The sequence below is a fragment of the Synechococcus sp. MIT S9509 genome (assembly GCF_047303035.1).
Lineage (GTDB): Bacteria > Cyanobacteriota > Cyanobacteriia > PCC-6307 > Cyanobiaceae > Synechococcus_C.
Genome location: NZ_CP138940.1, coordinates 1,710,700 through 1,723,927, shown reverse-complemented (window position 1 = coordinate 1,723,927; position 13,228 = coordinate 1,710,700). Strand labels below are relative to the sequence as shown.

16 protein-coding genes and 1 tRNA gene are annotated in these 13,228 nt (G+C 56.6%); 5 read left to right on the top strand and 12 right to left on the bottom strand.

Features of this window, described 5'->3' with window-relative positions:
- The first annotated feature begins 62 nt into the window (after window positions 1-62).
- On the top strand, window positions 63-245 hold the full coding sequence (locus tag SIB73_RS10035) for a hypothetical protein (protein WP_413405452.1): 183 nt from the start codon (window positions 63-65) through the stop codon (window positions 243-245).
- Window positions 246-355: 110 nt separating this feature from the next.
- On the opposite strand, the gene SIB73_RS10030 is transcribed toward SIB73_RS10035, so the two are convergent.
- On the bottom strand, window positions 356-574 hold the full coding sequence (locus SIB73_RS10030) for a CP12 domain-containing protein (RefSeq protein WP_413323665.1): 219 nt from the start codon (window positions 572-574) through the stop codon (window positions 356-358).
- A 157-nt stretch (window positions 575-731) separates the two neighbouring features.
- Between SIB73_RS10030 and SIB73_RS10025 the strand changes: the two genes are divergently transcribed.
- Window positions 732-1,229, top strand: a complete 498-nt coding sequence (locus SIB73_RS10025) for a hypothetical protein (protein ID WP_413405453.1) — start codon at window positions 732-734, stop codon at window positions 1,227-1,229.
- Here the strand turns inward: SIB73_RS10025 and SIB73_RS10020 are convergent.
- Genes SIB73_RS10020 through SIB73_RS10010 form a run of 3 tightly spaced genes read right to left on the bottom strand, consistent with a single transcriptional unit; the run spans window position 1,210 to window position 4,741 of the window.
- Window positions 1,210-3,120, bottom strand: coding sequence for an ABC-F family ATP-binding cassette domain-containing protein (locus SIB73_RS10020; protein WP_413405455.1), 1,911 nt, complete (start codon window positions 3,118-3,120; stop codon window positions 1,210-1,212). The genes SIB73_RS10025 and SIB73_RS10020 overlap by 20 nt on opposite strands.
- Entirely contained in the window at window positions 3,117-3,755 is a 639-nt protein-coding gene (locus SIB73_RS10015; RefSeq protein ID WP_413405457.1) for a DUF2301 domain-containing membrane protein, read from the bottom strand. Before SIB73_RS10015 ends, SIB73_RS10020 begins: the two co-directional genes overlap by 4 nt.
- Entirely contained in the window at window positions 3,752-4,741 is a 990-nt protein-coding gene (locus SIB73_RS10010; RefSeq protein WP_413405459.1) for a glutathione S-transferase C-terminal domain-containing protein, read from the bottom strand. Before SIB73_RS10010 ends, SIB73_RS10015 begins: the two co-directional genes overlap by 4 nt.
- 55 nt (window positions 4,742-4,796) lie before the next feature.
- Between SIB73_RS10010 and SIB73_RS10005 the strand changes: the two genes are divergently transcribed.
- Window positions 4,797-5,744 (top strand): aspartoacylase, encoded by a 948-nt coding sequence (locus SIB73_RS10005; RefSeq protein WP_413406283.1) that lies wholly within the window; start codon window positions 4,797-4,799, stop codon window positions 5,742-5,744.
- Here the strand turns inward: SIB73_RS10005 and SIB73_RS10000 are convergent.
- From SIB73_RS10000 to SIB73_RS09985, 4 genes are all read right to left on the bottom strand, one after another.
- Window positions 5,723-6,091 (bottom strand): hypothetical protein, encoded by a 369-nt coding sequence (locus SIB73_RS10000; protein WP_413405461.1) that lies wholly within the window; start codon window positions 6,089-6,091, stop codon window positions 5,723-5,725. The genes SIB73_RS10005 and SIB73_RS10000 overlap by 22 nt on opposite strands.
- 81 nt (window positions 6,092-6,172) lie before the next feature.
- Window positions 6,173-6,550, bottom strand: a complete 378-nt coding sequence (locus SIB73_RS09995; protein WP_413405463.1) for a hypothetical protein — start codon at window positions 6,548-6,550, stop codon at window positions 6,173-6,175.
- 91 nt (window positions 6,551-6,641) lie between these two features.
- On the bottom strand, window positions 6,642-6,938 hold the full coding sequence (locus SIB73_RS09990) for a hypothetical protein (RefSeq protein ID WP_413405465.1): 297 nt from the start codon (window positions 6,936-6,938) through the stop codon (window positions 6,642-6,644).
- Between the two features lie 92 nt (window positions 6,939-7,030).
- Window positions 7,031-7,189 (bottom strand): hypothetical protein, encoded by a 159-nt coding sequence (locus SIB73_RS09985; RefSeq protein WP_413406592.1) that lies wholly within the window; start codon window positions 7,187-7,189, stop codon window positions 7,031-7,033.
- A 193-nt stretch (window positions 7,190-7,382) separates the two neighbouring features.
- Between SIB73_RS09985 and psbA the strand changes: the two genes are divergently transcribed.
- Window positions 7,383-8,462: a photosystem II q(b) protein gene (gene psbA, locus SIB73_RS09980; protein ID WP_007100687.1), complete on the top strand. Its 1,080-nt coding sequence runs from the start codon at window positions 7,383-7,385 to the stop codon at window positions 8,460-8,462.
- Window positions 8,463-8,594: 132 nt separating this feature from the next.
- On the opposite strand, the gene SIB73_RS09975 is transcribed toward psbA, so the two are convergent.
- From SIB73_RS09975 to SIB73_RS09965, 3 genes are all read right to left on the bottom strand, one after another.
- On the bottom strand, window positions 8,595-9,668 hold the full coding sequence (locus SIB73_RS09975; protein WP_413405467.1) for a metallophosphoesterase family protein: 1,074 nt from the start codon (window positions 9,666-9,668) through the stop codon (window positions 8,595-8,597).
- Between the two features lie 136 nt (window positions 9,669-9,804).
- The gene (locus SIB73_RS09970; protein ID WP_413405469.1) at window positions 9,805-10,908 is read right to left on the bottom strand and encodes a DUF389 domain-containing protein; all 1,104 of its coding nucleotides are present in this window, start codon (window positions 10,906-10,908) and stop codon (window positions 9,805-9,807) included.
- Between the two features lie 930 nt (window positions 10,909-11,838).
- Window positions 11,839-11,967 (bottom strand): hypothetical protein, encoded by a 129-nt coding sequence (locus SIB73_RS09965; RefSeq protein ID WP_256359648.1) that lies wholly within the window; start codon window positions 11,965-11,967, stop codon window positions 11,839-11,841.
- A 372-nt stretch (window positions 11,968-12,339) separates the two neighbouring features.
- On the opposite strand from SIB73_RS09965, the gene SIB73_RS09960 reads away from it, so the two are divergent.
- Window positions 12,340-12,486, top strand: a complete 147-nt coding sequence (locus SIB73_RS09960) for a hypothetical protein (protein ID WP_413405472.1) — start codon at window positions 12,340-12,342, stop codon at window positions 12,484-12,486.
- A gap of 645 nt (window positions 12,487-13,131) precedes the next feature.
- Here the strand turns inward: SIB73_RS09960 and SIB73_RS09955 are convergent.
- Window positions 13,132-13,204, bottom strand: a tRNA-Thr gene (locus SIB73_RS09955).
- Window positions 13,205-13,228: the final 24 nt, after the last annotated feature.

Genomic DNA, 13,228 nt, shown 5'->3' with positions numbered 1-13,228 from the left:
CGCATCAGGACTTGTGCGTTCAGCTTGGGATGGCGATAACGGAAGTAATGAGAGAACGTCCGATGACCTTCTTCACCTGTTTCGACTCCCAGGGCCAGTTGATCGCCCGCTGTCAAACGCCTGAGCAAATCGAGGCTCTTCGCCGTCGCGGCCGTCCCATTGCCGGCGTGCAGGCAATGAAGCCTGAGGAAGCCGTGGTTTGCAGCCTCACCGGCAGTCCCGCTGATTTCAACGAAGATCAGTGATCGATCGATCCTGCAGGGTTCACCATGCAGAGTTCTTGACCGGAGTTTCTCAAGAAAAAAGCGGGGAGACTTCCCCGCTTTTTTCTTGAGCTGATTACGGCGCACTTAATTCAGTCGTCGTACACGCGGCATTCATCAGCTTCCGGATTGTTTTCACAGTAGAGCTCAAGGGGAGTCGGGTCGTGGCTGTCGCCGGGGTGCTCCTTCTTGTAGTCCTGAAGGGACTCAAGCTCCTCGCTGAAGTGGCGAACCTTGGCATCGTTGCCCTCTGCCTTGGCAGCTTCGAGTTCGCTCTGGTCCTTCTTGATGTGCTCGTCGATGGATTTCATGGAGTCGTTGGCGTGTCCCAACCAATGTCGACGCACACACCATACGGCTGTTGCGCTGTGCTGCCAGCCGTTGGAGGTGACAGCTCGTTTCCGTATCAACACTCATGCCCTGATTGAGTGATTTCGGCTACCAGCAAAGAAGAAAGGGTTCGTGGTCATGGTGCGAATCAGGCAACGACAGGGCCGCCACTTCATGGATGAAGAGGGTCGAATGTTCTGGATCAATGGTCCGGACAACTTCTGCTACCTCTCGGAACAGCGTCAGTGGCGCAGCGGTCTGAGCTTTCAGGAGATTCTTGACTGGAAACAATGTGCGCCTTCAGGGCTGGTGAGTCAGCGCTTCGGCTCGCTACGGGCCGCCTGCGAAGCGTTTGAACACAATCAGGTTCTCTGGTCTCATGATCTCTACCTGCGTCGCATGGGTGACCAGATGGCTCTGCATCGCTCATCGGATGATTACCGCCCCACCGTGATGAAGCTGGCCGAAGCAGCTGGTCGAGCAGTGAGACCAGCGCCATGGAATGGTCGACAGTCCAACCCATTGAGCTGTCCTGTTCCCTTGATGAATTCCAGTGCGGGTCTGGTGGGTGAACCTGGCGGCGAACTGACGCATCCTCGTCGCCGACGTCGTTCTCTCAGGGAACCAGTTCACTGAGTTCCAGCCAGCGTTCCTCACTGGTTTCGAGTGTTTCCAGCAGGCTGGCCAGATCATGACTCAGGCTGGTGAGATCCCCCTGGCCGCTGGAGATGGCTTGCTCCAGATCTGATTTGCGCTGCTCCATCTGAGGCAGTTCACGTTCAAGTGATTCCAGCTCCCGTGATTCCTTGAAACTGCGTCGACGAGGGCCCTGGTTCTTCAGAGCCTGTTCTTTTGTGGCTTGCGCTCCATTGGATCGGTTGCGATCGTCTTCAGTCGCAGCAACCTTTTCTTTGCTGCGGCGATGGTCAAGAAAGGCGCTGTAATTGCCTTCAAAACGCTCTAGCCGGCCCCCCTCAAAGCAGAACAGCCGATCGACGGTTCGATCCAGAAAGTATCGATCGTGAGAGACCACAACCACACAGCCGCGGAAGTCCTCGAGCAGGTCTTCAAGAACGCTCAGCGTTTGAACATCGAGATCATTGGTGGGTTCATCCAGCAGCAGCACATTGGGAGCCTGAATCAGCATCCGACAAAGACTCAGCCGTCGCCGTTCCCCTCCTGACAACTTGCTTAGGGGGCTGTGCTGTTGAGCTGGTGGGAACAGGAAGCGCTCCAACAGCTGCGATGCGCTCAACTGCTCCCCACCCAGGTCAATCCTGGATGCAGCCTCTTCGACGAATTCGATCACCTTGCGTTCAAGCCCTCGACCTTCGGTGAGGGCATCGGTGTGCTGATCGAGATAGCCAAGATGCACTGTTTCCCCAACTCGAAGAGTGCCAGAGGTTGCTTGCCGCCTTCCGGCGATCAGATCCAGCAGGGAGGATTTGCCGCTGCCGTTGGGGCCGATGATTCCAACCCGATCCTCTGGACTGAAGCTGTAGGTGAAATCCTTCAGCAGCAAGGCTCCGTCGACCCGGCCATCAGCTGTGACCGTCAGTTGCTGAGCTTCGATGACGAGTTTGCCGATCCGACGACTGATGCTGCTCATCTCCAGGTGGCTGCGATTGGTTTTCGCGGGAGCCGACCGCATTTCCTCAATTCGCTGGATGCGAGCTTTCTGCTTGGTGCTCCGCGCCTTGGGGCCCTGACGCAGCCAGGCCAGTTCACGTCGCATCACGCTCTTGAATCGGGCGGCTTCCGCGGCTTCTGAGATCTCCTGGTCAGCTTTGCGCTGAAGATAGGCGCTGTAATTGCCATCAATGCTGGAGGCCTGTCCCATATCCACCTCCACGATTCGGCGTGTCACACGGTCGAGCACATAACGGTCATGGGTGACGAGCACCACAGCTCCCGGGTATCGATCCAACCAGCTCTGCAGCCATTCCACAGCCGCTGCGTCCAGATGGTTCGTCGGTTCATCCAGGAGAAGCACATCAGGTCCTGCAACCAGTGCCGAGGCCAGGCCCACTCGCTTGCGATATCCCCCTGACAAATCCTCCACCGGGCGGTGAAGATCGCTGATCCCCAGGCGCTGCAGCACTTCCTGGCACTGCTGCTCGAGCCCCCAGGCGCCCTCTTCATCCATGCGCTCACTGAGAGCGCCGAGTTCACGCATCAGCATTGTGTCCTCGGGAGACTGGGCCACCGCCTCAGAGACTGCGCTGAAGCGCAGCAGCAGTTCCCGCTTCTCTCCGCACCCTGCCAGCACCTGTTCGAGCACGGTGAGTCCAGGCTCCACCGTGCTGTCCTGACCAACGAGCTCAATTCTCAGACGTGAGGAACAGCGTCGCTCTCCGCCGCCGAGAGGTTCCTTCCCTGACAAAACCCGCAGAAGAGTGGACTTACCCGCTCCATTCGGTCCGATCAGCCCAACCCTGTCCCCTTCACGGATGTGCAGCGTGAGGTTCTCGAACAGGGTTCGAATCCCGAAATCCTTGGAGGCATCAACCAGGCTGATCAGACTCACGGGCCCGCCACCTCTCTCTGGGCGTCCAGATACGCAAACACGCTCTTGTCTCCCACATCGGCTGCTGCCTCCATGCCGAATTTCCGAACGGCAAGCACCACCAGCAGCAATCCCGCGAACAGCACCAGAAACCAGCAGGGGCCATTGCCAATCAGCCCCAGCAGCCGTCCGAGAAGAGCAACAGGAAGCAGCAGGGTGAGGCCGATGGCCTCAGGTCGCCGGAAGCAGAAGAACTCTTTGAAGCCGATGCCTGTGAGAGCCGCAAACATCGGCCCGATGGCAAGAATCCACAACGGCTGACTGGCCAGCGTGTCCAGAGCTGTACCGGCTGATCCCTGAAGCATCAGCACCAGCCATCCTCCACAACCGAGCAGCCAGAACAGCTGCAGCGCCTGATGCAGCGGACGCAGGTAGATGTGAATCCACTGGAGCGCCAGTCCAAGGCTGACGCCAAGGGGAAGAAGCCACAACCATGCCCACTCACCGCCAGCCAGCCACCACTGCAGAAGGCCAGCGCTGAGCGATGCTCCGCTGATCAGCAGGCACACCCTGTAGCGCTGCACCTCCTCCCTGTCCTTCGAGGTGATGGTGAAAGGTCCATACATTCCGTCGAACTGTGGATCGGCGGTCGTCATGGCAAGGGAATGGTGCTGTTCACCAGTGTGCTCAGCTTCGGGCCGTCCGGAACGATTCCGCCCGGATTCAGGGGAAACAGGGCGCCGAAGTAGTCGTTGCGCCAGGCAGAGGCATCACAGGTGGCAGCCACTCCAGGTAGGGCCAGGAACCGTTGCCGCCATCTCCAAAGTCCAGGCAGCATCCACAGGGGACTGGCGCTGCATCCGAACAGGGGGGAATAAACCGTTTCCCAGCGGATCAGGGTCGGAAACAGACGGATGTCCGCAAGGGTCAGCGTTTCACCGCAGAGCCATGGCCCCTCACTCTGGAGGCTGCGTTCCACCTCGTTCAAGGCTTCGATCATGGCGGCACTTGCCCGGTTGTAAGCCTCCTGGTTTCTGGCGAAGCCGCAGCGGTAGACCCCGTCATTCACGGCTGGCTGCAGGAGCTGCTGCCAGCTTTCGATCTGTTCCAGCAGGTTGTCCGGTGCCAGGTCCGGAGCGCCAGCTTCCGCAGGCCAGCGATTGAGTGCCTCACTCAAAGGTGTGCTGTCGTTGCCAAGAAGTTTTGGATTGTGCTGTTCGCTGTGGCCAGGATCCACCAGCACCGGCACCGTTGCCCGCAGACTTGGTTCAGCTCCGCAACGGCGATACAGCTCAAGAAGGCTTGTGCAGCCCAGCCAGCCGGGATCCAGCCGCCATCGTCCCTCCTCATGGTCAGCCCTGGCGGTGATCACTTCGAGGGTGCTTTCAAGGTTTCGCAGCTTCACCATCAGCCAGGTGCGATGTGCCCATGGACAACTGCGTCCGATCAGCAGCCGCGGTCGACGCTTTGGGTCTCGCCGCTGGAGATCCTCCGCCTCGGGAACCAGGGTCTGCATGGGTGTGCTGTCCGGCCTTTGATAGTTGCCCTGGTCATCCGCCGGCCCCAGCCCTGTCATCAGGCGTTTCCACTGCCACTGCCAGCCATTGCGCACGCTGCGAACGATCAGCGGAGGAATCGACATCACGGTTCCGTTTCAGGGCATTGTCCTTCAGGCTGTGAATGAGTGCAGCGAGCTGATGGCAAGCCCCCGAGTGTTGGTGGTGGCTGGTACCCACGGCAATGAAGTCAATGCCCCCTGGCTACTTGAGCAATGGGCCGTTCACGAGGAGCTGATTGACGCCTGTGGATGTGTCGTCCAAACGGCGATTGGTAACCCGGAGGCCCGAGCAGTTGGTCGTCGTTATTGCGATCGCGATCTCAATCGCTCCTTCCGTCCCGATCTCCTTCAGCAGAGCGCAACCCACCCCGATCAGTGTGATCGTGAAATGCTCAGGGCCCTGGAACTTCTGCGTCAGTTCGGGCCTGACGGTCAAACACCCTGTGAACTGGTGATTGATCTGCACAGCACCACATCGGCAATGGGTAACTGCCTAGTGGTTTACGGCCGCAGGCCAGCCGATCTGGCTCTGGCAGCGCTGGTTCAGTCAATGCTGGGTCTGCGAATTTATCTGCATGAAGCAGATGCAGCGCAACAGGGTTTCATGGTGGAGCGCTGGCCATGTGGCCTTGTGATTGAGGTGGGGCCCGTGCCTCAGGGCGTTCGACGGCATGACATCGTTCAGCAGACGCGGCTGGCGCTTCAGGCGGTGTTTCGGGCCATTGCTGATGTCATGTCAGGCGAAGCCAGCTATCCCAACGGGCTTGTGCTCCACCGGCATCTCAAAAGCCTTGATCTGCCTCGACAACCCTCAGGCGAGGCTGCAGCCTTGATTCATCCTGAGCTGCAGGACCGGGATTGGATTCCCCTGCGCAGCGGCGATCCTCTGTTTGTCTCGGCGCAGGGAACAACCATTGCCTACGAAGGGCCCGATGGAGCCATTCCCGTCTTCATCAATGAAGCGGCTTACGCAGAGAAAGCCATTGCGCTCAGCCTCACAAGCCGTGAACAGTGGCCTCTGTCGGAAACATGGACAGAGGCTCTCGATCTTTTCTTGAACGGCAATCAGCGCGGTGGACCGTTGTAGATGATGCTGACGACGCTGCGGCCGTCAGGAGCGACCTCGATTTCCGTTTCCGTTGTGGCGTCGCTGCCATTTTCAGGCCATCCAGGACTTCCCCCCAGGAAGCTGAAGGTGAAGCCATCTGGGGAATCATTCACAAGACAATCCCCCCCGCCTGAGCTGGTCTGGAACATGCAGGGCTGGGGGCGATAGACACTGAGACCACCGTTCTCGGTCACTGCTGTGTTGCGTGCCAGGTTCAGCGCTCGCACCTGGGATGCCGGAACTGGCGCTTGTGCCAGCGCAGGGGCACCGGCAAAAGCACCTGTGCCGGCAATCACAGCCAGGGTGGTAAGGGAGGAGAGGTTCATGACCTTTGTAAAGACTCTCCTATCGGAGACAGAGCTTCAACGTCTGTCAACCAATCCGTTGTGGTCTGTTGAACGACTGGATCAGCGGATCGGTCCGTTGTAAGGAACAGCCAGAATTCTGTCTCCATCACGGGAGACAAGAACTTCAGTTTCCATTGTTGGATCGGGTGGAGACTGTTGTTCCCAGCCTGGTGGACCTCCGCTGAACCCGAACAGAAACCCCTGATCCGATTTGGAGATCAGGCAGGACGTCGCTCCGGTTTCGTACATGCAGGCCGCGGCACGGTATGAGGAGAGGCCGCCATTGAGAGATTCCGCTCTCATCCTCGCGAGATTCGCTGCCTTGGGTTGTGCAAGGGGCAGAGCAGGTGCAGCCTGCAAAGCGCTGATCCCTCCCAGGGAGAGAACAAAACCGGCGGCTGTGGTCAGCAGTGGCTTCATGGGTTCGAAGGATGGCATTCCAGCCTGGTGCCAGGCCCCAGGGCATCTATGTCTAGACCTTGGAAAGACATGTCCTGTTGTGACTGTCCCCTCAGCTCTCTGAGAGTCTTCATCCGCAGGCCCACGTCCCCTGCTCAAGTGTGCAGGGAAGACTGCTGACCTTGCCGTCCTCCCAGTAGATCCTCAGCCTGTCGTCGGCAGTGCCGCTGCGGAATGTGATCGATTGGATCGGCCCGGGAGGAACGCGCTCTCCACTGTCATCAGCTTCCGGCATCGATTCGCTGACCCGACGCTCAAGCTGGTCGAGACGGGTTTTCAGTTTCGTGATTTGTGCATCACGACTGATGTCTGTTGTCGGCTGAACCTCAGATCGTTGTTGACAGGCACCGATGAGCGAAGCCGCCATGACTGCGCTGCACGCAATCGCCATTGATCGAACGGCGGGGGCTGAAGACAAAACCATGACCGCGGCGGTTGTTGTTGATCCAGTGTGGGTGTTCAGCCTGCTTCGACCAGTCGTTCGCTCCAGTAGACAACAGCTCCCTGAGCTTCCAGCTCATGACGCCTGTGGCGCGCAGCCTTGGTGGGAACGGTTTCCTCCAGACGCTGTCCTGCGATCAACCAACGAATCAGGACCACAAGCGTCTCCCAAGACACAACCTGAGAATCTTAAGCGTTCCTTTAGGCCGCGGTCTTCTGTTCTGCCTGCGCCTGAGCGAGGTCTCAATGGTTCTTCATGTCGGCTTCATAAAGCAGGCGACATCTTGCGCAATGTTGCTTTACAATCGTCCTTGGCAGGGCTTCCTGCCCTTCCGTAACCGTCTCTTCGGAGACATTCTTTCCCGTTCTCATGACCACCACCATTCAGCAGCGCTCCGGCGCCAATGGCTGGCAGTCCTTCTGCGAGTGGGTCACCTCCACCAACAACCGCCTGTATGTGGGCTGGTTCGGTGTGCTGATGATCCCCACCCTGCTGGCTGCCACCACCTGCTTCATCGTTGCGTTCATCGCAGCACCCCCCGTCGACATCGACGGCATCCGTGAGCCCGTCGCCGGTTCACTGATCTACGGCAACAACATCATCTCCGGTGCTGTTGTGCCCTCCTCGAACGCCATCGGCCTTCACTTCTATCCCATCTGGGAAGCTGCCTCTCTCGACGAGTGGCTGTACAACGGCGGTCCTTACCAGCTGGTTGTCTTCCACTTCCTGATCGGCATCTTCTGCTACATGGGTCGCGAGTGGGAACTCTCCTACCGCCTCGGCATGCGCCCCTGGATCTGCGTTGCTTACAGCGCACCTGTGGCTGCTGCCTCCGCCGTGTTCCTGGTGTACCCCTTCGGTCAGGGTTCCTTCTCTGACGGCATGCCCCTGGGCATCTCCGGCACCTTCAACTTCATGCTGGTGTTCCAGGCCGAGCACAACATCCTGATGCACCCCTTCCACATGCTTGGTGTGGCTGGTGTCTTCGGTGGTTCACTGTTCTCCGCCATGCACGGTTCACTGGTGACCTCCTCCCTGGTCCGCGAGACCACCGAGAGCGAGTCCCAGAACTACGGCTACAAGTTCGGCCAAGAGGAAGAGACCTACAACATCGTGGCTGCCCACGGTTACTTCGGTCGCCTGATCTTCCAATACGCATCGTTCAACAACAGCCGCAGCCTGCACTTCTTCCTGGCTGCCTGGCCCGTTGTCGGCATCTGGTTCACCGCCCTGGGCGTGTCAACCATGGCCTTCAACCTGAACGGTTTCAACTTCAACCAGTCCATCCTTGATGGTCAGGGCCGCGTCCTGAACACCTGGGCTGATGTGCTGAACCGCGCCAACCTCGGCATGGAAGTCATGCACGAGCGCAACGCTCACAACTTCCCCCTCGACCTGGCTGCTGCTGAGTCCACTCCTGTGGCTCTGCAAGCTCCCGCCATCGGCTGAGGCTGAAGTCTCCAAGAGATTCAGCTTTAGCTGAATCGGAAAGCCCCCTCTCACGAGGGGGCTTTTTGATGGCTGGCTGGTTGATTGACGAGCTGTTCGATCAGCCAGCTGTTTGATCAATCAATTGTTGAATTATCGATTCACAACCGGTGATCCGCGTTCCCATTGCAGGCTTCGGCGGCGGGCTACTGGAAAACCAGAAACGCTCACCTGGGCAGGCAGGCCATCACTCGCCATGGGCTTCATGGTGTTGAGATCAATGGTCGTTTCGCGAATCAGTGTCGCGGGTCGTGTCCACTCAAGAAGCGTCAGAGATGGTGGTGAAGGCAAGCTGCTGCCGATGATCCGGCGTGGTCCGCTGCCCATGGCCCCCAGGCTCAGCAGCCGTAAACCCATTGATTCAGACGGGTACCAGGCGTGGTGGTGACCCGAGATCAGCAGATCAACCCCACCGTTTCGCATCAGAGCGGCGAGCCCCTGAGGGTTGGCGATGCATTCTCCAGTGCGCGCCCGTCCATCACTGAATGCAGTGAGCGGCAGATGGCCCATCACCAGGCATAGATCGTCAGGCTGGCGATGGGCGGAGTTCAGTGCTGCTTCGATCCATCGTCGTTGTGAAGAATCGACGTTTGCTGAAGAGGCATCGATCACGATCACAAACAGTCCAGGACGTCTCCACGCGTAGTGAAACGGAAATCGCTTGCTCTCAATGAACCCTGATTGCAGATTCCCACAATGCTTTCCCCAGAACAGCTCTGCCTGCCGACGCTCACGCCCGAAGACCCAGTGTCCCTGCTGTTGTTGACTCGACCCATCGTGATTGCCAATGGCGGGAAGCAAGGGGATGCCTGCCTGCTCAAGGGGTGCTCTCACCGATTGATCAAAACCGGCCCACATCGCCTGCAGCTGTGATGTGGGCAAGGATGTTTTCTGGCCAGCCACCATGTCTCCGGCACAAAGCACCAGGTCAGGTTTTGCCTGCAGCAGCAACCCCATGCCAAGCTGCACAGCATCACCGTAAAAGGTGCTTCCGTAAGAGCCGTTCAGATCGCTGATTAAGCCCAGTTTCAACCCTTTAATCGGCTGATCTGGGGAGGGTCTCAACTTTGTTGAGCCAATCCTGCGAAGCAGCCCGTCCAGAACGACACCTGAAAGTCCAGCGCCAGCGATCAGCCGCAGAAATTCTCGACGCCCGGTCTGAATCATCTGCTGAGTTTATGGCCGGTATCCATGCATGGCCTGCATCAATGGAGGGATGGCACCAGATTCAGCACGATTGTCTGACTGTTGATCTCTGAATGTCATTGAGAAGACGCGGGAGATTGCTTTATTGATCAAAGTGTTAAGGCTCGCCAGGCGCATTGCTGGCTTCCTGAGCAAGCGGAACGTCATCAGGTTCACGAAGCTCATCCTGGTCACTTTGTGGGGCTTGGTTGATCTCAGAATTTGCAGGCTGCTGCTCTGAAGGATCAACTTTGACAGGTCCAACCACATCCACTGCAGTGCGTTGGGCTACAAGTTGAAAATTGCTTTTAAGGCGTTTGTTGATCTCCTCCTGAACCAAGGTGACCTGTTTGAAGCTCGGAAGATCAGGATCAGTTACACGAACAATGATGCGTATTTGCTCTTTATCCCAGTCAATATTAATCTGTTGAATATCAACTAATTCAGGGTCGCTGAAAGTGAGAGTTTCTTTCACAAGAATCTTGCGAACAGTCTCTTCAACTTCTCCTTGTCTCAGTAATCCGATGAAGCTGCCACCAAGTGGAATCAGCAGCATGCCTGTCAGGGTGAAGCTGGCCACGCTGAGACGACTTCGGCGCAGCACGTGGCGGAATTCGGAATCCTTCCAGGCCATCAGAACAAGACCTCCTGTGAGGATCCCGAGCAGATTTGTCGTGAACAGCAATCCTGCTCCGTAAGCATCACTCCAGCGCTGATGTGACAGCAGCAGTCCCATGACGCAGACAGGTGGCACCAGGGCAACGGCGATTGCCGTTCCCGCCAGTGAACTCACGGCATCGCTACGTAGCTTTGCGTAGGTCGCCAACCCACCAGCCACAAGTGCGATGCCGAGGTCCAGCAGGTTTGGCATCGTTCTGGTGAGAACCTCTGATCCCAGCTGAGGCAGGCCTGCGAGCCATCCGAGGATGAAGGAGAGCAGCGTGCTGATCGAAACTCCCATCAGCAGTGTGCGCAGTGACCGGCCCAGCAGACGCACTTCTCCAAGCAGGATTGCGAAAGTCGCCGCCCGTAGAGGCATGATCCACGGCGCCACCACCATGGCTCCGATCACCACTGCAGGGCTGTCGGCAAGCAACCCCAACGTGGAGATCAGACTTGCTCCAATGCTGAGCACGATGAACACCTCATCCAAGGCGGCATCGCGCATGTGACTGCGATGGAGCTGTTCAATTTTGCGGCTTGAGACGCTGCCTGATGTCATGAACTCCCCAATGGTCCGAGCAGTCTGATTGTTTATGTACGTTCGATCAGGTGCTGTCGACGCAAAGCTCCCTGATCACGGGCCCCACCTGTCGTTCTTCACTGTTCAAGAGCTTCTGATGTTGTTTTGTGAATCCAAATCGATAGCTGTGCATGCAATTAATTCTCAGAGGACTGTGCGTTTTCTGAGGAGATCGTCTGATTGTGCGTTATGCATTGCTGGCGCAGGAGCTTCCTGTCAGTGTTCGATGGAAATAATCTGAGAGACCGTCAAGGCAATCGTATGCTCCGGTACCAACTTCCAAATCATTAAAGGTTTGATTGCTGTTGCAATGTCGGAAACCGGCAACCTTTCCATTATTTTGGAATGCCCTCTTTTGCACAATGCCTCCTTCCGATCTGTCTTCTTTGGAGTGGGAAGCGGATGGTGAGATGTCTGCCCAGGACACTTGGGATCTCGTAACACGACTGGCAAAAGTTGAAGAACAGGAGAAAGCATCGAGTCTTCTGCAGTTATCTTCGAAGCACAGCCATTCGAAAAGCAAAAAGCTTCGGTTTGATGCGTAATCCAATTCTATTATTTCCCGGATTCATTGTAATCAGATCAAAATTATTTTTAAAATTCGGCGCATTTATTCAACCATAAAATCAACTTCAAGCAAATAAAGTTATAGTTTGATTCGAACTTGTGATTAAGCCTGGTTGTTCTTGCGTGCATTCATGATTGCTATTGCAGATTGAGTGAGCACTAAATTTTTGTCAAATTCTTTGCCTGAATAAGTGGTTGATCACATCCAGTATTCGATCGTTTGGCTTCTCCAATCACGTGGTCCAACCTGACTAAGCTGTGATTCAGGCAGAGATGAACTGATTCTCGATGTCTCTGGTTTGGTCTGGCGAGTTTTGCTTACTTCGGAGTCGCGAAAAGCTCTTATTTAGGCCTTTTGGTCAGGTCGCCGAAATCGTCATCATTCGGTTGCATGAACTGCCAGACGACCGGCACGGTGAAAACCACCACAAGGCCAATGGTGGCCCAAATCGCAACCGTGTAATCGCCCATCTGATCGTTCCTGTTGAGCAAGACCCTAACGGGAAAACGTTTGAGAAGGCCATCATCGGCCTCTCAAGGTTTCCTGCGTATGCGGATGCGTCGGATTGAGTGGTCAGCCTCCCAGGTCTTTCCCTGGTCATCAGGTCACGAACGACCATGAAGCCTCTCTTCAGAGACGTCACCAGGCATGGAGTCGAGACTGTGAGCTGAGGAACGTGACGGGACTCTCGGTCGTTGTTGCGGTCTTCCTGCCAAAGCTGGTTCGGTATCCACATCACCAGCTCAACATCATTCGATTATGTTGAACACACGTTGGTCCCGACAGGGGCGCAGTCCGATCTCAAACAGGCAACGGGGTTTGGGACGCTGTAGGAGGTTCTCATGAACACCCTCGCAATGATCAAAGAAAAGGAGCTCAAAGCTCGTCGGCTGCATGACGCGCAGCACTCTTTTGCTGCTTCGTCTGAAGGCAGCGATTTCACGTCGGCTCACCTGTCACCCACCAAGCTGGTGGATAGCGCAATCTGAGCTCAGGTCTGGGTTCTTGCAGACATTGCCCCGCGGAAGCGGGGCTTTTTGCTGGGCCAACTTGTTTCACGCGTGGTGTTGCTCCCGCTTGCTGAACGGGTGCCAGGATCTCAATCGCTCAAAAGCCCCCAAATCGAAGGCACACTTCCAGTGCCCCAAGACCAAACAGGAACGTGCCGCCAAGAAACGCCAATTCTTTTGGACTCCTGGCCATGATTTGAGGGGGGAAAGCCCGAAAAACGTTGAGGCAAATCTAAAGGAAACCTGAAGACCTGGCATTTCGAATGGTTGCCATTTCGCTGCTTGAGCCGCCACCTGTTGCACAGCTTCATGAAAAAAGCTTCACAAATCGGTTGTTTCCTGGCGTCTCTTTACAGATCTAAATTCTTAGTGGAAAGAATATTCAGAAGGCTTCAACCTTTTGATGGGATTCCGGCAGAGGAAGCTTGCTGCACGTGGTTGGCTGGGAATGCGAGACAACTTGCTGGTCAGTGCCTCATCCCCATGCACTTTTCACCAGAACGGATGCATCGAGGTCGGAGCCGCAGGCAGGGCAGAGTCAAACCAGTGTTGGTATGTGTCTTGCTTGGACATCGAAAACCCCGCTCCAGCAAAAACGGCCGCTGAAACAGGGTTCAACATCGAAGCCGATGACCTGACTTGAACAGGCGACCCACGCTTTACGAAAGCGTTGCTCTACCGGCTGAGCTACATCGGCGACCCTAGGAAATTAACATTCAGG

What these genes read in the sequence shown, in the direction of transcription:
- SIB73_RS10035 (WP_413405452.1), top strand. Translation starts at nt 63, where the DNA reads ATGACCTTCTTCACCTGTTTCGACTCCCAGGGCCAGTTGATCGCCCGC.
- SIB73_RS10030 (WP_413323665.1), bottom strand. Translation starts at nt 574, where the DNA reads ATGAAATCCATCGACGAGCACATCAAGAAGGACCAGAGCGAACTCGAA.
- SIB73_RS10025 (WP_413405453.1), top strand. Translation starts at nt 732, where the DNA reads ATGGTGCGAATCAGGCAACGACAGGGCCGCCACTTCATGGATGAAGAG.
- SIB73_RS10015 (WP_413405457.1), bottom strand. Translation starts at nt 3,755, where the DNA reads ATGACGACCGCCGATCCACAGTTCGACGGAATGTATGGACCTTTCACC.
- SIB73_RS10010 (WP_413405459.1), bottom strand. Translation starts at nt 4,741, where the DNA reads ATGTCGATTCCTCCGCTGATCGTTCGCAGCGTGCGCAATGGCTGGCAG.
- SIB73_RS10005 (WP_413406283.1), top strand. Translation starts at nt 4,797, where the DNA reads ATGGCAAGCCCCCGAGTGTTGGTGGTGGCTGGTACCCACGGCAATGAA.
- SIB73_RS10000 (WP_413405461.1), bottom strand. Translation starts at nt 6,091, where the DNA reads ATGAACCTCTCCTCCCTTACCACCCTGGCTGTGATTGCCGGCACAGGT.
- SIB73_RS09995 (WP_413405463.1), bottom strand. Translation starts at nt 6,550, where the DNA reads ATGCCATCCTTCGAACCCATGAAGCCACTGCTGACCACAGCCGCCGGT.
- SIB73_RS09990 (WP_413405465.1), bottom strand. Translation starts at nt 6,938, where the DNA reads ATGGCGGCTTCGCTCATCGGTGCCTGTCAACAACGATCTGAGGTTCAG.
- psbA (WP_007100687.1), top strand. Translation starts at nt 7,383, where the DNA reads ATGACCACCACCATTCAGCAGCGCTCCGGCGCCAATGGCTGGCAGTCC.
- SIB73_RS09975 (WP_413405467.1), bottom strand. Translation starts at nt 9,668, where the DNA reads ATGATTCAGACCGGGCGTCGAGAATTTCTGCGGCTGATCGCTGGCGCT.
- SIB73_RS09970 (WP_413405469.1), bottom strand. Translation starts at nt 10,908, where the DNA reads ATGACATCAGGCAGCGTCTCAAGCCGCAAAATTGAACAGCTCCATCGC.
- SIB73_RS09965 (WP_256359648.1), bottom strand. Translation starts at nt 11,967, where the DNA reads ATGGGCGATTACACGGTTGCGATTTGGGCCACCATTGGCCTTGTGGTG.
- SIB73_RS09960 (WP_413405472.1), top strand. Translation starts at nt 12,340, where the DNA reads ATGAACACCCTCGCAATGATCAAAGAAAAGGAGCTCAAAGCTCGTCGG.